A 21,640-nucleotide genomic window follows, 5' to 3' on the forward strand; every position below is an offset into this window, starting at 1 on the left:
GGCTGTTCCTTGCGGGCGCCTCGTCATTTCAGCAGGAGGCCAGAAGGTCCTATCTCTTTGAACGGGCGGATATTCTGTCCGGCCCTTGTTCGTGCCTTGCGTGAAAATGCGCCGCAGGCAAAGTTCGCCATTCCCTTTCACAGAACTCTGATACCCATTGGGCAGGTCCAGCTTGCCTGCCCGAGGGGTCTTTCCGTGCGTTCTCCCTTTCCCGCCGCCGCTCGCCGCGCTCCCTGGATCCAGGAATTCCAGGTTAAGCATTCGGGTGGGCGGCGCCGGGCCCTGCTGGCCACGGTCGCGTCCGGCCTCATGCTCCTCTCCCTCGCCGGCGCCGCACGGGCGGATGGCGGCGCGGGGGGCAGCCCTGAGGGCGGCGCGGGCGGCATCGACAGGCTGACGGGCGCGGGCGGGGCGGGAGCGAACGGCACGTCCGGCCAGGGCGCGGGCGGTGGCGGCGGCGCCGGTGTCACGGGCGGTGCGGGCGGCGCGGGTGCGGGCGGCGGCAGTGCCATCGGCGGCACGGGCGGCGCGACCCCCGGCGCCACGGGCGGAAACGGCAGCTTCGGCACGGGCTATGGCGCGGGCGCGGGCGGCGGCGGCGCCCATGGTTATGTGGGCGCGGCGGCGCCTAGCGGGAATGTCCGGGGCGGCAATGGCGGCTATGGCGGCAGCGACGGCGGCAGCAATGGCGGCGGCGGCGGCGCGGGCGGCCACGGCGCCGTGCTCACGGGCAGTTCCTATACGCTGACCACCTCCTTCACCGGCGGCACGGGCGGAAACGGCGGCTACGGCAATTGGGGCAGCACCGGCTATGGCGGTGATGCGGGCAGCGCGGGCGCCGGCCTCGTTTTCTCGACCACCGATGGCGTCTCGGCCACGGTGAGCGGCACCATCACCGGCGGCACAGGCGGTGAGGCGGGCGCCGGTTCGGCCAGCGGCGAGGGCGGGACGCCCGGCACCGACAGCGTGGGCGGCGTCGGCGTGACCGGCCAGAACCTAACCCTGGTTCTCACCTCCACCGCGCGGGTCTCCGGCGGCCTCACTTGGAACGGCACGAGCCGCTCCGCCGCCATCGCCTTCACGGGCGGTTCCAACGTGCTGGACCTGCAGCCCGGCGCCACCATCACCGGCTTGGTCACCGGGGCGGATGCGGACGATACGCTGCGCTTCAGCGGCCCTTCGGGCATCGGCCAGAGCTTCGACCTTTCTCAGCTTGATGCGGGCGGTCAGTTCGCCGGGTTCGGCACGCTGGAGCAAGGGGGAGATGCGGGCCTCGTCATCACGGGCTCGACCTCCTCGGCCTTCACCCTGATGGTTGCGCAGGGACAGGCGGAACTGTCCTACGGGGTCTCCCTGTCCGGTCCCGTCATTATCGCGAGCGGCGGCTTCCTGGTGCTTGAGGGCAATGAACTGACGGGGCAGGTGCGGCTCAGCGGCACCTTGAGTTCCGCGATGAGCACCAGCCAGATCGGCAGCCTGCTGCTGACCGACGCGGGCACCATCGATACGCAGTTGAACACGGCGATTGTGGTGTCCAGCCCCGTGACGGGCTCGGGCTCGCTCACCAAGACCGGCACGGGCACCCTCACCTTGTCTGAAGGCAGCACCGCCACCGGCCTCATTACGGTGGCGAGCGGCACCTTGGCCCTGGGCGCCGACACCACGGTGTCCGGCCCCCTCCAGGTGAATGGCGGCGGCATCCTCTCTTTGGCGGGCGGGAACACGCTGTCCGGATCCCTGGCGCTGGCGGGCATGGTGAGCGTCAACGGAACGGCGCCGAGCACCCTGTCCGGGGGCCTCGCGCTCACGGGCGCAGGCACTGTCCTGGCGGCCGAGGGCACCGCGTTGAACGTGACGGGTGTCGTGTCGGGCTCCGGCTCGCTCATCAAGGAAGGGCTCGGCACCCTGACCTTGTCAGGCGGCAGCACCGCGTCGGGTCTTATCGAGGTGGCCTACGGCACCCTCGCCCTGGGGACGGGCGCAAGCGTTGCCGGACCCATGCAGGTGGATGCCGGCGGCACGCTCGTCCTTGCGGGCGGCAATGCCGTTGCAGGCGGGCTGACCCTTGCCGGAACCGTCACGGCGAACGGCGCGAACACGTTGGGTGGGCTGGCCCTCTCAGGCGCGGGCAGCGTGACCGCGCAGCCGGGCGCTGTGGTGGACGTGACGGGCGCCGTGTCCGGCTCCGGCTCGCTCACCTTGGCGGGCGGGGGCACGCTGGCGCTCACGGGCGGCAGCACCGCCTCCGGCCTCATTTCTGTGACCGCGGGCACCCTCGCGGTCGGCTCCGGCGCGAGCGTGTCGGGGCCGGTCCAGGTGGATGCGGGTGCCGTGCTGGCGCTCGCCACGGGCAGCACGCTCGGCGGCGCGCTTGGCTTGTCGGGCACCCTGGCGGCGCTGGGCGATGCCTCGGTGACCGGGACCGTGTCGGTGAGCGGCACCGGCGTGATCGACACGGTGCCGGGCGCGACCCTCACCGTCATCGGGCCGGTCTCCGGCCCCGGCGAATTGGAGAAGGCGGGCGAAGGGACGCTGCTGCTCGCCAACGGCGCGTCGGGCTTGAGCGCGGTGACGATTTCGGGCGGTGTGCTGGGGCTCGGCGCGGGCGCCGTGCTGGACGCGCCGGTCTCGGTTGCTCCGGGCACGGTGCTGGGCCTGTCGGGCGGCAGCACCGTTACGGGTCCGGTGACGCTGGGCGGCACCATCCTGTCCGAGCAGATCGGGCCGGGCGCCAACACGCTGGCCGGGGGCCTCATCCTCGCGGGGACCGGCATCATCGATACGCGCGGCGTCTCTGAACTCATCATCGAGAACGGGATTTCCGGCACGGGCGGGATCGTGAAGGTGGGGCAGGGCACGCTGACGCTTACCGACCCCTCCACCTATCAGGGCGCCACCGACATCCTGGCGGGCACGCTGGCTTTGGTGGGCGCGGGCAGCGTCGCTTCGTCCAGCGGCGTGAATTTGGTCGGCCCCACGTCCGTGCTCGATATTTCCGGCACCACCAGCGGCACCTCCGTCACGGCCCTCCAGGGGATGGGCACAGTGGCGCTGGGCGGGCAAACGCTGACCATCACCGATGCCTCGGGCCTCTTCTCCGGCGCCATCACGGGCACGGGCGGCCTGACGCTGGCGGGGGGCACCCAGGTGCTCGGCGGCACCATGACCTATTCCGGCCCCACCACGGTGGCGGGCGGCACGCTGGTGCTCGACGGCACGCTCACCACCTCGACGGTGCAGGTCCAGGCGGGCGGTACGCTCACCGGCAGCGGCACCATGGCCGGACTGGACGTGGGCGCGGGCGGCACGGTGTCGCCCGGCCCCGGCACGGCCACCCTGGTGGTGACCGGGAATGCCACGCTCAATCCCGGCTCCACCTATGTGGCTGATATCACGCCCGGCGGAGCGCAGGACCTCATCGTCGTGGGCGGGGCCGCCGACATTTCGGGCGCCCAACTCCAGATCGTGGCGGCGCCGGGCATCTATCTGCCGGGCGGGGCCTATCCGTTGCTGGTGGCGGCTGGAGGCGTTACGGGCCAGTTCGGCACCGTCACCACCAATCTCACCTCCGCCTTCCTCGACACCACCGTGGCATACGGCCCGGACGGCCTCGCGCTGGACATCTCGCGCAACACCCGCGCCTTTGTGGAGGTGGCGGTGACGCGGAACCAGCAGGAGGTGGCCGCCGCCGTGGAGGCGCTGGGCCTCAGCAACGCGATCCACGACGCCGTGCTTCAGCTGGCCGCCGCGCGCGCCCAGGCGGCGTTCAACCTGCTCTCGGGCGAGATTTACGGCTCCGCCGCCACGGTGATGCAGCAGCAGTCGGTCTATGTGCGCAACGCGGTCTCCGCGCGCCTGCGCCAGGCGGATCCCGGCCCGGCGAGCCAGCCGCTGGCCTATGCCGCCGGTGCGCCCGCCACCGCCACGTTTGGCGGCGGGCTCACGCCGGTGCTCTGGATGCAGGGCTATGGCGGCTGGGGCGACAGCTTCGGCAATGGCAATGCGGCCACCATCTCCAACAGCCTGGGCGGCTTCCTCGTGGGTGCGGATGTGGGGCTGGGCGGAGAGACGCGGGCGGGCCTGTTCGCGGGCTTCAGCCAGTCTCAGTTCGATGTGGCGGCCCGTTCCTCCTCAGGCTCCATGGATAATTACGATATCGGCGCCTATGCGGGCACGCGGCTCGGCGCCTTCGCGCTGCGGGGCGGCGCGTCCTATTCCTGGCACGACGTCTCCACCGTGCGCAGCATCTCGTTCGACTATTTCGGCGGCACCGCCAGCGCCGATTATACGGCTGGGACCGCGCAGGTGTTCGGCGAGGTGGCCATGGATCTGGCGGCGGGCGCCGTCGCCTTCTCGCCGTTCGCGGGGCTTGCCTATGTGAATGTGGGCGCGGCCAGCTTCCTGGAGAGCGGCGGCGCGGCGGCGCTGGCGGCGCACACCAACGCGGTGGGCACCGCCTATTCCACGCTGGGCCTGCGCGCCGCCACCTCGTTCCAGCTCATGGGGCGCGCGCTCACGCCGAGCCTGATGGTGGGCTGGCAGCATGCCTTCGGCGACACCACGCCCACGGCCACCCTGCGCTTCGCGGACGGGGCGCTGCCCTTCTCCATCTCCGGTGTGCCCATCGCGGAAGATGCGCTGCTGCTGGAGGCGGGCCTGTCCTATGGCCTGTCGGACGTGGCGGCCCTGTCGGTGGCCTATAGCGGCCAGCTCGCCTCAGAGGCCAGCCAGAATGCGTTTACGGCCCAATTCTCGCTGAAGTTCTAAGGATATGCGCGCGGCTGTCGTGTTTGCTCGGAAACGCTCTAAGGAGGCGAAAGGCAGCCACGCGCAGGTTCCCCGTGCCACGATCGCGCTCTAAAGTGTGCCCTGCGGCGTCAGCCGCGGTGCCGGATGGAGCGTGCGCGTGAAACTCAAAGCCATTGCCGTTGTGGGGCTCCTCGGCCTCAGCCTTGCCGGTTGCGTCACCGCGACGAAGGAAAAGGAAAACATGCTCGCCGCAGCGGGTTTCCAGATGCGCTTCGCGGACACGCCCGAGCGGGTCGCCTCGCTGAAGACCCTGCCGTCCCACAAGTTCACCGTGCAGAACCAGGGCGGCGCGCCGGTCTATCTGTATGCCGACCCCACGGTGTGCGGCTGCATCTATTACGGCACTGAGGAAAACTACCAGAATTACCGGCAGATGGTGTTCCAGCAGCAACTCGCCAACCAGCAGCAGATGACGGCCATGATGGCCCAGCAGGCCGCCTTCGATTACGGCCCCTGGGGCGGCCCCTTCGGCCCCGGCCCTTACGGTCCCGGCCCGTATATGGGCGTCATGATGGGCCCGCCCATGATGGGGTACTGAGCGCGGGCAGGGTGATGCCGCCCCCCGCGGATAGCCGGGGGCGGGGTGCCTTCAGCGTGGGTCGGCGTCGTCCACATAGTCCTTGACGCTCATCTTGATCATGTAGTGGTCGGACAGGAACTTGTCGTGCGCCGTCAGATCCGATGAGCGCAGCACATATTGCCGCGAATATTTGAACTCTTCCCGCCCCTTGGCGATGAAGGCGCGATCAAAGGGAGCCTCCTTGTATTCGAGGCTCCAATAGGTGGCGCTGTCATTGTTGTTGAGGTCGATGAAGCCGTTATCGATGAAGGTCTCGATCGCCGGTTCGGTGTTGGACAGGATGTTGGTGTCACCGATCAGGATCAGGGACGGGTCGTATTGCCCCTCCAGGGCCTTGAGCGCCGCACAAAGGGTCGCGGCCTCTTTGCCGCGCACGCGGCGGTTCTTGGTCACGCCGCCATAGTTGGACTTCATATGGAGTGGCACGAGGCTGAGGCGCCGCTGCTCCTCCACCTGGGTCCATGCGCCTTGGTCATCGCGCCGCCAGACCTTGTGGAGCGAGACGAAGCTCAGCAGGTGGGGCTTGCGGTCCCAGAGGCTGTCTTCGCCGTCGCTGTGGGGCACGGGCAGAGGGGTCACGCTGTCGAGCGTCACGCGCCTCTCGTTCCACATGACGGCGCAGAGCTGGGCCTTGTCGCCGGCTGAGCGGTTCTCAAGAATCTCGTAGGCCCAGGTCTCGTCGTCGCCGTGCTCCTCCAACAGGTAGCAGACGATATCGAGGTCCGAATTGCGGCGCGTACCGCGTGCATGGCTCGGGATCACAGGCTGGTTGTCCGCCAGTCGGACCTCCTCGTCGCTGGGCGTCACATAGATTTCCTGCAGCGCCATCAGATGGATGCCGGACATTTCAATGTGGTCCGCCAGCGCATAGGCACTCTGGCGTCGCTTGGCGCGCGGCTGCCCGCTCAGATGCTCGATATTCCAGCTCGCGATCTGCAGAAAGCCCATGGTCTCCTCCCCCATGTTCCAATGCGTCGATCCGGGTCGCGGGATGCGCAGAGAGATGCGGTATTCCCGCATAGATTGCATATCTCTGCGTCGCCCTCATGACATCTCGCCTCGGGGGAGGGTCCGTTTCTCACTCCGGCAGGGGGATGAACTCCTCCTCGCCGGGCACCTTGGGGAAGCGGCCCGCTTTCCAGGCTTCCTTCGCCTCCTCGATGCGCTCGCGGCGCGAGGAGACGAAGTTCCACCACACATAGCGCGGCCCTTCCAGCGCCGAGCCGCCCAGGAACATCATGCGGCTCGCCGTGCGGGCGCGCACCGTGATGGCGTCGCCTGGCCGGAAGATGAGCAGGCGGGGACCGGCGAACACGTCGCCCGCAATCTCCACCTCGCCCTCCACCACATAGATGGCGCGCTCCTCGGTGTCGGCATCCAGCGGTGCCGCCGCGCCCGGCGCGAGGATCACCTCCGCATAGAGCCAGTCGGACAGCATGCCCACGGGCGAGCGCGCGCCGAAGGCCGAGCCGGCGATGATCCGCGCGGTGATGCCCTTGTCCTCGATGGTGGGCAGGTCCACGGCGGAGAAGTGCTGGAAACCCGGATCGGTCTCCTCATGGGCGGCGGGCAAGGCGATCCAGCTCTGGAGGCCGTACATGCGCCCCTTGGCGTCGCCGAGCCGCGCATCGGCCGGGGAGCGTTCGGAATGGGCGATGCCGCGCCCGGCGGTCATGAGGTTCATGGCGCCGGGGGTGATTTCCAGCGCATTGCCCTCGCTGTCGCGATGCATGATGCGCCCGTCAAACAGATAGGTGACGGTGGCGAGCCCGATATGGGGATGGGGCCGCACGTCCAGTCCCTGGCCCGCGACGAATTGCACGGGGCCGAACTGGTCGAAGAAGATGAAGGGGCCCACCATCTGCCGCTTGCCGTGGGGCAAAGCGCGGCGGACGGAGAAGCCGTCCCCGAGATCGCGGACGCGCGGCACGATGACAAGGTCGAGCGCATCGCAGGACGGGCCGTCACCGGACGCGGGATCGGCGGAGGGCATCCAGCTCATGGGACAGGGCTCCTTCTGGCGTGTCCTGGAGGGTGATCTTCGGGCCGGGTGATGAGCCCGGCCGGGCCAGCCTCCAACGGTTCCAGACTGCCACGACTTGCGCGTTCCGTCCCGTGCATCGGTGCAAGGCGACATTGCCGATCGGCAGCCGGAGTTGCGGCCTTGCCGCATCGCTCGACGCAACGGCGATGCTGCCGCCACCGGAACAAGTCTCGGGCGCGGCCGTTCACCAAGGCCGTTCCTCTGAAGGCTCAGTTTCCATGCCCGGTGTCCGATCCCTGCTGTGGTCCCTCGCCTTGCTCCCGCTCCTCGCGGGGGCGTCTCTGGGCGCCCCGGCGCGGCCGCTGACGGCGGAGGCGGTGAACGCCGCCACCTTCCAGGGCGAGCCGCGCAAGGCCGCGAAGGCGCCGGACCCCTTCATCGTGAAGGCCCAGGTGCTGCTCGCCCGGCGCAGCATCTCGCCGGGCGAGATCGACGGCATGGACGGCGAGAATTACCGCAAGGCCATCGCCCAGTTCCGGCGCCAGAATAATCTCGGCCCTGGAGACCGCATGGACGAGCAGGCCTGGGCGGCGCTGGGCGGGCCGCAGGCGGGCGCGGTGCTGACAGAATATGTGTTCACCAAGGCGGATGCGAAGGCGGACCATCCGCGCCGCATCCCACGTGACTTCGCCCGGCAGGCGAAGATGAAGCGGCTTGATTACACCAGCGGCAGGGAGATGCTGGCGGAGCGCTTCCATATGAGCGAGCGGCTTCTCGCGGCGCTCAACCCGAAGGCCCGTTACCGCACGGTGGACGAGAAGATCATGGTGGTGGCGCTCGACCGCCAGCCGCCGGAAGGGCCGGTGGAGCGCATCGAGGCGGTGAAGGCCACGGGCATGCTGGTGGTCTATGGCAAGGGCGACGCCATCCTCGCCAGCTATCCCGCCACCATCGGAAGCGAGGACACGCCCTCGCCCGAGGGTGAGTACAAGGTGAAGCGCATCGCCCGCGATCCGCCCTACAATTACGACCCCGAGAAGAATTTCCAGCAGGGGCAGAACCGCAAGAAGCTGGTTCTGCCGCCCGGCCCCAACAATCCGGCGGGCAGCGTCTGGATCGCCCTGTCGAAGCCGACCTTCGGCATTCACGGCACGCCGGAGCCCTCCAAGGTCAGCAAGACCTCCTCCCATGGCTGCGTGCGGCTGACCAATTGGGATGTGGAGGAACTGGCGGGGCTGGTGAAGCCGGGCGTGGCCATGCGGTTCGTGGACTAGCCCCGCATGGCGTGGAACGGTGGACGATCCGGCCAGCGGGCAAGGTATCTGGCGGTGTCTCTGGTGGCGCTGCTGATCGCCGCCCCTGCGGTCGCGCAGCCGCGCCCGCCAGCGCCAGTTCCCGGAAAGCCGGCACAGGCGAAATCGTCCAGCACCAAACCCTCTGCCACCAAGCCCGCCATTCCTCCCCGTACGGCACCGCTGCCGGTTCCGGCGCCGAACCGTCCGGACCGGAGCGTCGCCGGAATGACGGCCAACGTGCCGCTCCCCGTGCCCCGGCCGCCGACTGCGGACGGACAGTCCGCGCCCAAGCCGGCGGACAGCGAGGGGGCATCATCCCCCACGTCCCCGCCCTTCGCGGAGGAGAGCCCGCCCCCCGCCATGGACCCGGCCGCGCTCGCCGCCTGCCTGTCGGACTTCGCCGCGCGCGGGGGCGAGGTGATCGCGCCGCCCGCCGGAGACACGCCCGCCCAGCCCGGCGGCGCCTGTTCCATTCCCGGCCCGGTCACCTTCACCCAGGTGCGCCTCTCGGAAGAAGCGTCGGTGCGCCTGGAGAGCCCGGTAACCGTGCGCTGCACGCTGGCTCGGGAACTGGCCGCCTGGATCCGCGACGATCTCGCCCCCATCGCCAAGCGCCATGGCGGGGAACTGGCGCAGCTCACGGGCGTGGGCGGCCATGCCTGCCGCACGCGCAACGGCCAGCCGGGGGCGCGCATCAGCGAGCATGCCAGCGGCAATGCCTTCGACCTGCTGGCGCTGCGTTTCAAGGACGGGCGGCTGGTGGAGCTGTGGCGCGCGGACGAGGCGACGCGCGAAATCCGCGAGGAGGTGAAGGCGAGCGCCTGCGCGCGTTTTCGCACCGTGCTCGGCCCCGGCGCGGACAGCGCCCATGCGGACCATGTGCATCTCGACCTGCGCGAGCGCCGCAATGACTGGCGCATGTGCCAGTGGGACGTGAAATAGCCAATAGCAAAGGGGATCGCCCTCGGCGGTGCCGCGGCGAACCGCCACCTGGGCGTCGGTCGTCTCCAGCGCACAACCCGTCTTCCTTTTGTCGAAGCTCCTGGCATAGGATCATCCCCGGCGCTGGCCCTGCCGGAGAGCGATCCGATGGCTTCGTTCCGATCATTGCTTCTGTTCCTGGCCCTGGCGCTGCCCGCCGCCCTCGTGGCGGGGCCTGCAGCCGCGCAATATGACCCGTTCCTCCAGAAGGATGTGACTGGGGGCGCCGACAATCCGCTCACCGGCCGCTACAAGGACTCCGTCCTCTTGGCCCAGACGGTGAAGGCGTTCGATGAGCTGACGCTGCCCAGCGGTCCGGCGGAAGGCTCCGTCTATTCGGACGGATAGTTTCCAGTTGACCTTAGGTGAGGCTGGCTTGCGTGCGAAATTATCGCGCATTCCGATGTCTTGCGGCGAAGACAACTTGAAATAAGTGCGTAAGATGCCGCTCCTGGAGTGTCCTGTTGGCCGGATACTCGCGCAGCTTCGCTGGGGGCGGCGAACGTGGCATCGGGCAAGCAGAGCGTCATCAGGCGTATGGTGCTGCGTGTCGCATGTGCGATCACGCTTGCCGCCGTTTCCGTTCCGGCGCTGGCAAAGCCCAGTTGCAGCCTCGCGGATATCGCCCAGGCCGCCAAGGAAACCTACAACACCGCTCCCGCATCTTGCGCCGCACAGTCGGCGAACCCGTATTTCTATGCGCTGACCGCCTTCCTCATCGGCTTCACGCAGACCCCGCAGGGCAAGAGCTTCTGTAGCGGCGTGGAGGACATCAAGGATACGGCCAGCGATGTGCAGAAGCAGGCGGCGAGCTATTGGGACAAGGTGCCGGCGGCGCAGCAGGAGACGCTGCAATCCTATGTTCCTGCCCTCGCAGATGCCTCCTCCTCGGCCGCCGATGTGAGCGGCGCCTTGGATACGGTTTCCTGCGCCTGCCAGGTGGCGCAATGGGAAGGGCCGGGCGCGCTATATGGCGAGATCGGCAGCTGCGTTGCCTCCGCCCTTTGCGATGCGCAGGACTGGCTGCACGACAATCTCTCCAGCACCTTCGCGCCCTGCGAGGAAGCCAAGCCCCCGCCGCCGCCGCAACTCATCGATTGTCGTCCCGATCCCCGGACGAAGGATGCATCCGGGCCGTTCTATTATTTGAACCAGAATGTCCAGAGCGTCGGTGAATATGACCAGTGTTTCAGCCGCTATCTCGATGGGTCCTATGTGACGGGATATCGCTGCGAGGGGAGCTTTTGCTTCTCGAACATCATCGCGAAACATAATACGGGAAATTATTGCTATTGCCCGCCGGCCATGCAGCATGCTGAATATTTCATGGATAGCCCGCCGGGCAATTGCTACAATTATCTCAATTGCCGCTGCCCGGAAGGTTCGCAGCCGCTGAGCGAGAGCGGGGCAGGGGCCTATATCTGCATGTGCCCCAACGGGATGCCCGTGGGCGATGACGGTGTCTGCCAGAAGCCGCCGCCCAAATGCGACTTCACCTGCCCGGCCACGCAGGTGGTGCTCTCCAAGGATACCCAAGCCTGCACATTCAGCTGCGGCTGCCCGGACGGTGACCTGCTGATCGACGGCAAATGCACGCCGCCCTGTGCGGACCCGACCCAGGTGATGCTGGCGAGCGGAACCTGCTGCAAGCCCTCCCAGGCGGCGGCCTGCGGCGAATGCTGTCCCATCGGCATGCAGCCGGATCCGGTGAGCGGCAATTGCGTGCCGCTCTCCCTCCAGCCCACCGCGCCGAAGGGGCCCATCAAGCTCCAGAACATCAACACCAAGCTCAAGCCCGCGCCATGAACCAGCGTGTCATGACAAGCCGCGCCAAGAGCCTTCCGCGCCTCCTCGCCACCGCGCTCTGTGTGGGTCTGTTCGCCCTGGCGTTGGCGCAGTCGGCCGCGGCCCAGAGCGGAGCGCAAAGCCCGCCGCGTGGCCTGCTGGCGCCGGGCGACGGCGCGCTCACGGGCTTTTCCGGCGTGTTCCCGCCGGTGCAGATACCGCCGGGCATCGACCCGAACCTCTACACCTTCATCGACGGGAACGGCGCCTCCCTCAAGGTCTTCGACCTGCAGGATATGGGCGGGGCGCCCCACGCCCAATTGGTGCCCGCCCGCACGCCCTTCACCTTCCCCGCCGCCCAGATCGGGCAGGTGTTCGGCGTCGCGCTGGACAATCAGGTGCCGCCCAACATCTATGTGTCCGCCACCTCCGCCTATGGCCTGCCCATCGTCGCGCAGGGTCCGGACGGGGTGTGGATGCACGCGCCCGCCGCCACGCCCGGCGCCTATTTCATGCCGGGCCTGTGGGGCGCGGCGGACCCGCGCGGCGGGCCGGGCTCCATCTGGAAGGTGAACGGCGTCACCGGCGCCGTCACGCTGTTCGCGACCCTTTCCACGGACGGGCGGCCGAATTCCGGCGCCGCGCTGGGCAATCTCGCCTTCGATGCGGAAAGCAACAGCCTGTTCGTGTCGGACCGGGAGAGCGGTCTCATCCACCGCCTCGACATGGACGGCCGGGAGCTGGCGCGCTTTGACCATGGCGTCATGGGTCGCCGCGCCGCCGGCCTGCCGGAGGTGGCGTTCGATCCTGCGCGGCGTCTCGACATCGCCGACCCGGCCTTCCGCCCCGACGATCCCGCCACCTGGAACTATGCCGCGCCCGAGCGGCGTGTCTTCGGCCTCGCGGTGCGCGACGGGCGGCTGTTCTATGCCGTGGCGGAGGGGCTGCAGGTCTGGTCCGTGGCGTTCACGCCGCCCAATGTCCCCCCGGCCTTTTCCGATCCCGCCTGGGAACTCTCCGCGCCGCCCACCGGAGAGACGGAGATCTCCAAGATCGCCTTCGAAGATGAAGGCCGCATGCTGCTGGCCGAGCGCGCCGCGCCCAGCGGCGCCTTCGATTTCCAGGCGCTGGCCCAGCCGGGCATCGGGCGGGTGCTGCGCTATCAATTGGTGACGCCTTTCCCCGGTTCGCCGCGCACCTGGCAACCGGAGCCCGACGAGTATGCCCTCGGCTTTCCCGACGAGATGCGCAACGGCACGGGCGGCCTTGCGCTGGGCTACAGCTATGACCGCACGGGCCGCATCGACCGGTCCACCTGCGGCGGCTTCCTCTGGATGACCGGGGACGATCTGCGCCGCACCGCCGACAAGGCGCTGGCGGAGCGGCTGGCGCCGCTGGGGCCGGCGGATGTGGACGGCGTCCAGGGCAATCCGCTCTGGACCGTGCGCCCCATGAACACGCCGCCGCTCGGCTCCTATTTCCTTGATTATGACGGCCGGTTCGACGGCCTTCCCGCTTTCGGGCAGGCGGGCGACATGGCCGTCTGGCGCCCCTGCGGCCCCGTGCTGCGCGGCGGCTGGATGCTGCCGAGCTGGTTCGGCTGGTGGTGGGCCGGTGGCGGCTGGAACCTGCCCTTACCGCCCCCACCGCCGCCCCTGTCCTGCCCGGTGGACCAGCAGAAGCCGGGCTTCCGCTGCTGCCCAGCGGGCACCGCACCGGGGCCGGGCGGGCAGTGCAGCCCGCTCTGTCCTAACGGCGCGGCCGATCCGTTCAGCCGGAAACTGTGCGGGCTCGGCTTCGATGCGGCCAGCTATGATCCCCTGAAGCCGGAGGCCGTCACCTGCATCGGCGGGGCAAAGCCCGTGGCGGGCAAGGGCGTCCTCTCCTGCGCCGGGGCTTCGCCCCTTCTGGCGGCGGGCATCTGCCCGGCGGGCTGGTCCAAGCAGGCCATTGCGGGCATCGGCACGGTCTGCGCCCCCAGTCCGGCGCAGCTTCACTGCCCGCCCGGCCAGCAGGTGGGCTTGAACGGCCAGTGCGCGCCCGTGTGCCTGGGCGGCACCGCATGGCCCGCCGCCCAATGCTGCGCGCCAGGTTCCGCCGTGACCGCCACCGGCCAATGCTGCCCGGCGGGGGCGAGCGTGGACCCGAAGACCGGGGCCTGCGGGCAGGTGGTTATCGGGTGCCCGCCGGGCTCGCTCTATGCGCCGGGCAAGGGCTGCCAGCCGCCGGTGAGCGAATGCCCGCCCGGCTTCGATGCGGACCCGGCCTCCGGCCAATGCCGCAAGATCAGCTTCTCCTGCCTGCCCGGCCTCTATCCCATCGGCCCCGCCGGCGCCTGCGCACCCCCGCCGCCGCAAGGCTGCGTGAAAGGCATGCCCGGCTGCGAAAACCTGGAGACGGCCTGTTCCGGCGATGGCTGCGCGCCGCCGCCGCCCGCCTGCCCGGCGGGATGGAGCGCCAACATGGTGGCGGGCGGCTGCTGCCCGCCGGGGCAATCGGCGGCGGCGGGCGGGAAATGCGCCTTCATCGCCTGCCCCGCGCCGGGCAAGCTGGTGGGGGGCACCTGCTGCGCGCCGGGAGATCTGGCGCCGGGCGGCAAATGCGCCGCCAATCTCTGCGGCGCCGGGGCGCCTGCGGGCGCGGCCGGGGCGTGCTGCCCCTCCGATCGTGTCTATCGCGATGCGGGCGGCCAGTCGGCCTGCTGCACCAAGCCGCTCGAAAACGGCAAATGCGGCGGCGGCCCTCTGACCGGCGACAGCCTCACGCCCCAGTGCGGGCCCAATTCCACCGATCCCAAATGCTGCCCGCCCGGCTATGGGGCGAGCAACGGAAGTTGCTGCCTCCAGAGCCAGCTTACCAGCGGTGGCCAATGCTGCCCGCCCGGTCAGGCGCCCGGCGGCCCGAACAAGGCCCAGTGCACTCCCACCGTCATCGGCGGCGGGCCGCCGAAGGAAGAGGGCGGAACGCCCTCCGGCGGCGCCTGCTGCATGCCGGGCTCCACCCAGGCCGTGGGCGGCGCCTGCTGCCCGGTGAACCAGCTCACCTCTTCCGGAACGTGCTGCCCGGCCGGGCAGGTGCCGGACCCGAAGAATCGCCGCGCCTGTGTCGCCGTCCCCGCCTGCGACCCGCGCGAGACGCGGGTGAACGGGGCCTGCTGCCGGAAGGACCGCATCTACACCAATGCGGCGGGCGTCCCCCAATGCTGCGCCACTGGCCTGTCGGCGGGCGGAAGCTGTGGCCCGCTCACGGGCACGCCCGCTCTGCCGGAAGGTTGCGCGGCGGGCTATACTCGCACGGCGGACGGCGCCTGCTGCGCCAATGCGTTCGTGAAGGACGGGCGGTGCCTCGCCCAAGGCGGGCCTGGGCCGGGGCCGATCCTGGTGCCGGGCATGCCCCTTCCCGGTCTCGTGCCTCCGCCGCTGCGCGTTCCCCCGCCGCCGCCTCCGGTGCAAGGCCAGCCCGCGCAGCCCTTGCCGAACCGCCCGGTGACGCAGCCGCCGTCCCGCACGCCACCTGTGCAGGCCCTGCCGCCGCGCCCCTTGCCGAACCGTCCTGCGGAGCGGCCGCCTCAGCCCACGCGGCCACAGCCCACGCGCCCGGCACCGGAGCAGGCCCCGCCGCCCCAGACCATCCGGCCGATTCTTCCCAACGGCCCGCTCCAGGGGATCATCCGCGCCCTTCCGCCGGGCAATGCCCCGGCGGCGGCCCCGCCGCGCACGGCGCCCCAGACCCCGCCTCCGCGTACCCAGGGGCCTAAACCGCAAACGCCGCAGGCCCAGCCGCCCCGTACCCAGGCGGTGCCCGCCCAGACGCCGGCGCGCCGTCCGCCACCCCAGCAACAGGATCCCAATGCCCCTGCGATCCGCTAAGTCCGCTGTCACCCGGCTCGTCCCTCGGCGCGCGCGGCGGGGCCTTGCCGCCCTCCTGTCGCTGGGCATGGGCAGCTTCGCGCTCCTTTCGCCTGCCGCGGCGCAGGTGCCGCGTGGCGAGATCGAGCAGGTGGTGCGGGCCTATCTGGAGGCCAATCCGGATGTCGTCGGCGAGATCGTGCGCCGCTATCTGGCTGAGCATCCCGAGATGCTCCAGCAGGCCATCATCGACATGATGGCCAAGCGCGGCGGGCCGTCCGTGCCTGCGCCTTCCGCTCCTGCTGCTGCGGCGGCGCCCGACCGCAGCGCGGCACTGAAGCAGAATGCGGCGCTGCTGTTCAATTCCCCGCGCCAGGTGACGCTGGGCAATCCGGCGGGTGACGTCACCCTGGTGGAGTTCTTCGATTACAATTGCGGCTATTGCAAACGGGCGCTTGGCGACACGCAGAGCCTGTTGAAGGAGGATCCCAAGCTGCGGATCGTCCTCAAGGAATTGCCCATTCTAGGGCCGGGCTCGGCGGAGGCCGCGCGGATCGGCGTCGCGCTCGCCATGCAGGATCCCTCGGGCGAGAAATCCCGCGCCTATCACGAGGCGCTGCTGGGCGCGCGGGGGCAGGCGAATCGCGCAGCGGCCCTCAAGGCCGCAGCGGCGACGGGCGCCGACATGGCGCGGCTGGAGCAGGATGTCTCAAGCCCGGAGATCGACAAGACGCTCGCGGAAAGCCGCGACCTCGCCCGGGCGTTGGGCATCAACGGGACCCCGGCCTATGTGCTGGCGAATACCGTCATTCCGGGTGCGGTAGGGCTGGCGGGCCTGAAAGAGGCCATCGCCGCCGCCCGCCGTCCGTGAGGCGGGAACCCGTTTGTCAGCGGGTTCCGATCCGGTCGAGCGTTTCAGCTTTTCACGGAAACGCTGAAACGCTCACTCTCTTTGTTTTTCCGCGTTTCCTTCACGCGAACCGCTTCACGCTTCGCTCGGAAACGCTCTCTGTGAAAGGCGGCCATGGCCGCCCTTTTGGTGGGGCTCGGTTCGATCGGGGGGTATCGAACCAAGCCCCACCGCGCATGGGTCGAACGGTTTCGTTCAAGCGCCATGCGGGCGTCACCAAAGGCCCGAGGAGTCAGGGCAAGGGCCTCGGTGTCACGCGCGGTTGTTGGCCACCGCGCTGCGCACCTCATGCTCGATGAGATGCCAGATGCGATCCACCAGAGCGCCGAACGCCTCGTGGCGCTTCAGCTCCAGGTCGCGCGGGCGGGGCAGGGGGATGGGGATCTCCTCCCGCACCGAGCCCGGACGGGCCGAGAACACGATCACGCGGTCGGAGAGGAACACCGCCTCGTCGATCTGGTGGGTGATGAGCAGCACGGTGGTGCCGCTCTTCTGCCAGATGTTGAGCAGTTCCGTCTGCATGATCTCCCGCGTCTGGGCATCGAGCGCCGCGAAGGGCTCGTCCAGCAGCAGGATTTTCGGGTTCACCGCCAATGCCCGGGCGACGTTCACGCGCTGGCGCATGCCGCCGGACAATTGGTGGGGATAGTGCTGCTCGAAGCCCTTCAGCCCCGCCATGTCGATGAAGCGCTGGGCGGTGGCATGGGCATCGCGCCGCGGGGTGCCCGCGATGAGAAGCCCATAGGCCACGTTGTCGATCACGGTCTTCCAGGGCAGGAGCGCATCCTGCTGGAACACCATGGCCCGGTCGGCGCCTGGCTGCGTCACCGCATGTCCACTCACCCGCACCACGCCCGAGGAGGCCGGAAGCAGCCCGTCGATGATGCGCAGCAGGGTGGACTTGCCCGAGCCGCTCGCCCCCACGATGGAGACGAACTCGCCCTCGCGGATGGAGAGGTTGATGTCGCGCAGCGCTTCCACGGACGGCTTGCCCGTGCGCTCGAACACCTTGTTGATGCCCTCGATGGTCAGGGCGTCGGCCATTTTCGCATCTCCCGCCATCACTCTTGCCTCCAGGGCGCAAGGCGGCGTTCCAGCCACTCGAAGAAGACGCTGCCCATGAGGCCCAGCATGCCGAGCATGATCACATAGGCGAGCAGCGTTGCCGTGTCGAAGCTCTGCCCCGCCGCGAGGATGGCGTAGCCGAAACCGGCGAAGGAGCCGAAGAATTCGGCGATGATGATGGCCACCAGCGCCCGCGCCCAGGCGACGCGGATGCCCGACACGATGAACGGCACCGCGAAGGGCAGCGTCACCGTGGTGAAGATCTGCCAGCGCGAGGCGTTGAAGGACCGCGCCGCCTCGATGAGGATCTTGTCGGTGGCCTTCAGGCCGGTCTCGGTGGTCACCAGCACCGGGAAGATGGTGAAGATGGTGACCAGCACGAACTTGGAGGCGAAGCCGAGGCCGAGCCAGGCGATGAACAGCGGCGCCAGCGCCACCAGCGGCACAGAGTTCAGTGCCGTGAGCATGGGCCCGGCGGTGAGCGCCAGGAGGCGGCTCGACGCCAGGGCAAGGCCGATGCCCACGCCCAGCAGCACCGCCACCGGAAAGGCCGCGCCCACCGCGCTCACCGTGGCGAGCGCGTTGGTCCACAAGGCTCCGCTCGCCCCTTCCTTGCCGAGCGCCTCGAAGACGTCGGCCGGGGGAACCAGCAGGAGCTTGTTGGTGACCAGATAGGTGGCAATGAGCTGCCACACGGCCAGCACGAAGGCCACCGAGATGAGCATGCGCAGCAGCGCCGCCGCACGCGAGCGTCCCTCCAGGAAGTCGTAGACGCCGCGCCAGGTGAGGGAGCCGGCGGTGCTCATTCGGCCGCTGCCCGGTGGGCGTGGCGGGCGGTGGAGACGGCCTGCTTGCCGTAGCCCTTCTCACCCACCACCTTGCCGTCCACATAGATGGTGCGGCCGCGCAGGATGGTGCGCACCGGCTTGCCCTTGAAGCGGCGGCCCGCATAGGGGCTCCAGCCCACCAGCGAGAGCACGTCCTCGTCGCGCACCTCATATTCGGTGTCGAGGTCCACCAGCACCAGGTCGGCGTCATAGCCGGGCTTGATCTCGCCCTTGCGGTCCAGGCGGAACAGGCGCGCCGGGCTGGTGGAGGTGGCTTCCACCACGCGCTCCAGCGACAGCTTGCCCTCGGTGGCGGCGGTCAGGAACATGGAGAGATAGAACTGGGTGGACGGCGTGCCGGTATGGGCCTTCCAGCCGTCCGTCCAGCCGATCTCCTTTTCCTCGCGGGTGTGCGGGGCATGGTCGGTGGCGATGATGTCGATGGTGCCGTCGCGCACGCCTTCCCACAGGCCGGGCACGTTCTTCTCCGGCACCCAATAGGAGAGGGCATAGGAGCCGAGGCGCTGGATGGCGGCCCACTCGCAGCCCAGGAACAGCGCCCAGGGGTTCAGCTCGCACGTCACCTTCTGCCCGCGCGCCTTGGCCTCGCGGATGAGCTGCACGGAGCCCGCCGTCTGGGTGTGCAGGATATGCAGGTGGCAGCCCGCCGCCTTCTGGAGGCGCAGCAGGGTGGCGATGGCGGTTTCCCAGATGACGCCGTCATGGGCCGCATAGGCCTTGGCATAAGCGAGCGCGTCACGCTCGCCGCGCGCCCAGAATTCATGCTCGATCACGTCCATGAGCGCCTGGTCATGGGGGTGGACCATGAGCGGCACGTCATGGGCGGCGCAGGTCTTCATGATCTCCAGGATCTTGCCGTGATCATGCACGCCGATGCCCGGCATGTGCGGATAGTTGCGGCCGGTATCCACCACCATGAAGAACTTGAAGGCGGCGATGCCGGTGCCCGCCATGGCGGGGACTTCTTCGAGGATGGTGGGGGCGGGGTTGAAGTTCCAGTCCACCACCGCGTCGCGCTCATAGATGGCGAACTGCTTTTCCAGCAGGTCCATGGAATTGGGCGGCGGGGTCACGTTGGGCATGGCGACCGAGGTGGTCACGCCGCCCGCCGCGCACTGCATGGTGGAGGTGTGGATGGTGTCCTTATACTCGAAGCCGGGGAGGGAGCCCTCGCGGTGGTGCGAGTGCATGTCGATGACACCCGGCAGCACGGCCAGCCCCTTGGCGTCGATGACCTCAGCGGCCTGCGGCTCCGCGCCGGGCTCGAAGATGGCGGCGATGGCCCCGTCCTTGATGCCGATGGAGCCCTCGAAGCGGCCATCGGCCGTGACGATCAGGCCGTTCTTGATGATTGTATCCACGTTGAACTCCTACGGAGTGGCCCTCAGCAGGCCAGATCGAGCGGGACCGGGCGTGAGCGGATCACGTCCAGGACTTGCGTGACATAGTCCCGCGAGAGGCCGCGGGTGATGAAGACGATCTGCGAGCCGGCGAAGCCCTCGGGCCATGCCGACAATTCCACGGGCGGCGAGAACAGGCGCTGCACGGCCTGCACCACCACGGGCTTCGGACGCCCGGCGATGGAGAGGATGCCCTTCACCCGCAGCAGGTCCTCGCCATGGGCGATGACCAGCGCGTCGAGCCACGCCGAGACATGCTCCCAATGGAGCGGCTCGTCGAAGGCGAGGCGGAAGGAGCCGATATCCTCCCGGTGCGGCATGGGGTCGGCCGCCTCGAACGCCTCGGCGCGCAGCCAGGAGCGCACTTCGCTGGGGCGGGTCTTCGGGTCGGCGGGGTCGATGCCGTCCAGAAGGTCGGGCTGGGCGGGGGCAGTGAGGGACGACAGATGCAGCCGCGCGCCGGGGGCAAGGGCGGCGATGCGGGCTTCCAGCGGTGCCCGGTCGGGCCCCGCCAGATCCGCCTTGGTGAGCACCACCTCGTCGGCGACGCCCACCTGCTTGCGGGCCTCGGCGTGGCGATCAAGCGTGCCCATGCCCTGCACGCTGTCCACCGCCGTCACCACGCGCCCGAGCCGGTAGGTGCGGGCGACCGGGAAGGTGATGAGCGACTGGACTACGGGGCCGGGGTCGGCGAGGCCCGTGGTCTCGATGATCACGCGGGCGAAGGGGGGCACCTCGCCGCGCGCGCGCTTCTCGGTGAGATCGCGCAAGGTCTCCACCAGATCGCCCTTCACCGTGCAGCACAGACAGCCGGTGGACAGCTCGATGGTGTTGTCCGAGCTGGAGGCGATCAAGGCGTGGTCGATGCCGATCTCGCCGAACTCATTGACGATGACGGCGGCGTCCGAAAGCGCAGGGTCCTTCAGCCAGCCGTTGAGCAAGGTGGTCTTGCCCGAGCCGAGGAAGCCGGTGAGCAACGTCACCGGGGTCCTCATGTCGCGGAAATGGGCCATGGCTTTGCTCCCGCCGCACGCTCACTTTCCGGCGATGAAGCTCGGATCGTAATAGCGCTTCAGGTCGAAGGCCTGGGTCTGCGGCTCGCCGCCCACTTCGGCATCGATCTTGAAAAGGTTCTCAAGGCCCGCCGCAGGCACGGAGAGGTCGGCCGGGATCGCCTTCTGGTCCTTCACGATGAACTCGTAGGAATCCTCCACCACGTCGCGGGGCGTCTTGGTGTAGGCGGCGAGCACGTCGATGGCGGCGTCCTTGTTGGCCGGATCGGTGATGAAGGCGGAGGCCTGCTTCAGCGCCTGGGTCAGGGCGATGGCGGTGGGCCGGGTGGCCGGGGCGTTGGCCCAGGTCTTGTTCAGCACCAGGGGGGTCTGCACATAGGGCTCGCGATAGACGCCCAGATAGACCGCGCCTTCGCGGGCGGCCAGGGTGTCGAAGGGGGCGATCAGAAGCGCGCCGGCCACCTGGCCGTTGCCCATGGCGATGATGCGGTCGCGGGAATTGGCGATGGAGACCATCTGCACGCCGGCCGGGTCCACGCCACCGAGCTTCAGCTGATACTTCAGCAGGTTGGCCGTGCCGCCCTTCACCGCACCGGCGGTGAGCGGCTTGCCCGCGAGATCCTTGATGGTGCCGGTGCCCTTGGCGCCGTAGAGGCGCAGGATGGTCTTTTCGAGGATCGCGCCCGCGATCACCACCGGCGCGCCCTTGTCGATGGCGCGCACCGCGAGGTCACCGAGCGCAATGCCCGCATCCGCGCTGCCGGAGGCGACCGCCTGGAGCAGCGCCGGGCTGTCCGAGGCGCGCAGCTCGCGCACGTTCAGATTCTGCTTGTCGTAGAAGCCCTTCTCCTGGGCGATGGCGTGCGTCCACAGCAGGGCGCTCGGGGCGAGGACCGCCAGCTTCACTTCGGTCTTGGGCGCCTGGGCGAACGCGCCGGACAGCGGCACGCTGAGCGAGACGACCGCCGCACAAAGGTGTGTCAGTACGCGCTTCATGTGGGTTCTCCGGAAAGGGGGGCGCATCTTTTCGCGCGCCATGACTGAAAGCGTGGTCGATTTTCCAACAAGGTTCAAGCATAATTCCCAAAATGTGCGAATTTTGAAAAATTCCCATAATTTGAT

At 69.1% G+C, this 21,640-nt stretch carries 15 protein-coding genes; 8 read left to right on the plus strand and 7 right to left on the minus strand.

The genetic code is table 11. The annotated features are described in order from the left end of the window. The first annotated feature begins 195 nt into the window (after positions 1-195). Together EJJ38_RS20315 and EJJ38_RS12740 are read left to right on the plus strand one after the other, a co-directional pair. Entirely contained in the window at positions 196-4,767 is a 4,572-nt protein-coding gene (locus EJJ38_RS20315; RefSeq protein ID WP_205666165.1) for an autotransporter domain-containing protein, read from the plus strand. A 139-nt stretch (positions 4,768-4,906) separates the two neighbouring features. Further along, the gene (locus EJJ38_RS12740; protein WP_245454231.1) at positions 4,907-5,347 is read left to right on the plus strand and encodes a hypothetical protein; all 441 of its coding nucleotides are present in this window, start codon (positions 4,907-4,909) and stop codon (positions 5,345-5,347) included. A 51-nt stretch (positions 5,348-5,398) separates the two neighbouring features. On the opposite strand, the gene EJJ38_RS12745 is transcribed toward EJJ38_RS12740, so the two are convergent. After that, on the minus strand, positions 5,399-6,337 hold the full coding sequence (locus EJJ38_RS12745; RefSeq protein WP_127090526.1) for an exonuclease/endonuclease/phosphatase family protein: 939 nt from the start codon (positions 6,335-6,337) through the stop codon (positions 5,399-5,401). A gap of 130 nt (positions 6,338-6,467) precedes the next feature. Further along, positions 6,468-7,391: a pirin family protein gene (locus tag EJJ38_RS12750; protein WP_127090527.1), complete on the minus strand. Its 924-nt coding sequence runs from the start codon at positions 7,389-7,391 to the stop codon at positions 6,468-6,470. A gap of 260 nt (positions 7,392-7,651) precedes the next feature. Between EJJ38_RS12750 and EJJ38_RS12755 the strand changes: the two genes are divergently transcribed. The 6 genes from EJJ38_RS12755 (at position 7,652) to EJJ38_RS12780 (ending at position 16,153) form a co-directional block, all read left to right on the plus strand. Further along, positions 7,652-8,647 (plus strand): L,D-transpeptidase family protein, encoded by a 996-nt coding sequence (locus tag EJJ38_RS12755; RefSeq protein ID WP_127090528.1) that lies wholly within the window; start codon positions 7,652-7,654, stop codon positions 8,645-8,647. A gap of 246 nt (positions 8,648-8,893) precedes the next feature. Continuing rightward, positions 8,894-9,610: an extensin-like domain-containing protein gene (locus EJJ38_RS12760; RefSeq protein WP_127090529.1), complete on the plus strand. Its 717-nt coding sequence runs from the start codon at positions 8,894-8,896 to the stop codon at positions 9,608-9,610. A gap of 147 nt (positions 9,611-9,757) precedes the next feature. Then, entirely contained in the window at positions 9,758-9,997 is a 240-nt protein-coding gene (locus EJJ38_RS12765) for a hypothetical protein (RefSeq protein ID WP_127090530.1), read from the plus strand. 156 nt (positions 9,998-10,153) lie between these two features. Then, positions 10,154-11,455, plus strand: a complete 1,302-nt coding sequence (locus EJJ38_RS12770; protein ID WP_127090531.1) for a hypothetical protein — start codon at positions 10,154-10,156, stop codon at positions 11,453-11,455. Between the two features lie 11 nt (positions 11,456-11,466). After that, positions 11,467-15,303, plus strand: coding sequence for an NHL repeat-containing protein (locus tag EJJ38_RS12775; RefSeq protein ID WP_127090532.1), 3,837 nt, complete (start codon positions 11,467-11,469; stop codon positions 15,301-15,303). Further along, the gene (locus EJJ38_RS12780; protein ID WP_245454232.1) at positions 15,284-16,153 is read left to right on the plus strand and encodes a DsbA family protein; all 870 of its coding nucleotides are present in this window, start codon (positions 15,284-15,286) and stop codon (positions 16,151-16,153) included. The genes EJJ38_RS12775 and EJJ38_RS12780 overlap by 20 nt, the downstream gene beginning before the upstream one ends. Before the next feature lie 291 nt (positions 16,154-16,444). On the opposite strand, the gene EJJ38_RS12785 is transcribed toward EJJ38_RS12780, so the two are convergent. From EJJ38_RS12785 to EJJ38_RS12805, 5 genes are read right to left on the minus strand one after another with little or no spacing between them, the layout of a single operon-like run. Next, entirely contained in the window at positions 16,445-17,236 is a 792-nt protein-coding gene (locus EJJ38_RS12785) for an ABC transporter ATP-binding protein (protein WP_127090533.1), read from the minus strand. A 17-nt stretch (positions 17,237-17,253) separates the two neighbouring features. After that, a complete protein-coding gene (locus EJJ38_RS12790) occupies positions 17,254-18,063 on the minus strand; it encodes an ABC transporter permease (protein ID WP_127090534.1) in 810 nt (269 codons plus the stop codon). Continuing rightward, positions 18,060-19,466 carry a dihydroorotase gene (locus EJJ38_RS12795; RefSeq protein WP_127090535.1) on the minus strand — a complete coding sequence of 469 codons (1,407 nt, stop codon included), beginning with the start codon at positions 19,464-19,466 and terminating at the stop codon, positions 18,060-18,062. The genes EJJ38_RS12790 and EJJ38_RS12795 overlap by 4 nt, the downstream gene beginning before the upstream one ends. Positions 19,467-19,489: 23 nt before the next feature. Beyond that, the gene (locus EJJ38_RS12800) at positions 19,490-20,518 is read right to left on the minus strand and encodes a CobW family GTP-binding protein (RefSeq protein WP_127090536.1); all 1,029 of its coding nucleotides are present in this window, start codon (positions 20,516-20,518) and stop codon (positions 19,490-19,492) included. A gap of 21 nt (positions 20,519-20,539) precedes the next feature. Then, on the minus strand, positions 20,540-21,514 hold the full coding sequence (locus EJJ38_RS12805; protein WP_164738496.1) for an ABC transporter substrate-binding protein: 975 nt from the start codon (positions 21,512-21,514) through the stop codon (positions 20,540-20,542). Positions 21,515-21,640 lie beyond the last annotated feature (126 nt).

It is taken from the genome of Aquabacter cavernae (genome assembly GCF_003993795.1).
Lineage (GTDB): Bacteria > Pseudomonadota > Alphaproteobacteria > Rhizobiales > Xanthobacteraceae > Aquabacter > Aquabacter cavernae.

Bases quoted from the DNA above. Each gene is read 5' to 3' on its own strand.
- EJJ38_RS12800 (WP_127090536.1), bottom strand. From the start codon at position 20,518: ATGGCCCATTTCCGCGACATGAGGACCCCGGTGACGTTGCTCACCGGC.
- EJJ38_RS12760 (WP_127090529.1), top strand. From the start codon at position 8,894: ATGACGGCCAACGTGCCGCTCCCCGTGCCCCGGCCGCCGACTGCGGAC.
- EJJ38_RS12750 (WP_127090527.1), bottom strand. From the start codon at position 7,391: ATGAGCTGGATGCCCTCCGCCGATCCCGCGTCCGGTGACGGCCCGTCC.
- EJJ38_RS12775 (WP_127090532.1), top strand. From the start codon at position 11,467: ATGACAAGCCGCGCCAAGAGCCTTCCGCGCCTCCTCGCCACCGCGCTC.
- EJJ38_RS12785 (WP_127090533.1), bottom strand. From the start codon at position 17,236: ATGGCCGACGCCCTGACCATCGAGGGCATCAACAAGGTGTTCGAGCGC.
- EJJ38_RS12745 (WP_127090526.1), bottom strand. From the start codon at position 6,337: ATGGGCTTTCTGCAGATCGCGAGCTGGAATATCGAGCATCTGAGCGGG.
- EJJ38_RS12790 (WP_127090534.1), bottom strand. From the start codon at position 18,063: ATGAGCACCGCCGGCTCCCTCACCTGGCGCGGCGTCTACGACTTCCTG.
- EJJ38_RS12765 (WP_127090530.1), top strand. From the start codon at position 9,758: ATGGCTTCGTTCCGATCATTGCTTCTGTTCCTGGCCCTGGCGCTGCCC.
- EJJ38_RS12780 (WP_245454232.1), top strand. From the start codon at position 15,284: ATGCCCCTGCGATCCGCTAAGTCCGCTGTCACCCGGCTCGTCCCTCGG.
- EJJ38_RS12755 (WP_127090528.1), top strand. From the start codon at position 7,652: ATGCCCGGTGTCCGATCCCTGCTGTGGTCCCTCGCCTTGCTCCCGCTC.
- EJJ38_RS12805 (WP_164738496.1), bottom strand. From the start codon at position 21,514: ATGAAGCGCGTACTGACACACCTTTGTGCGGCGGTCGTCTCGCTCAGC.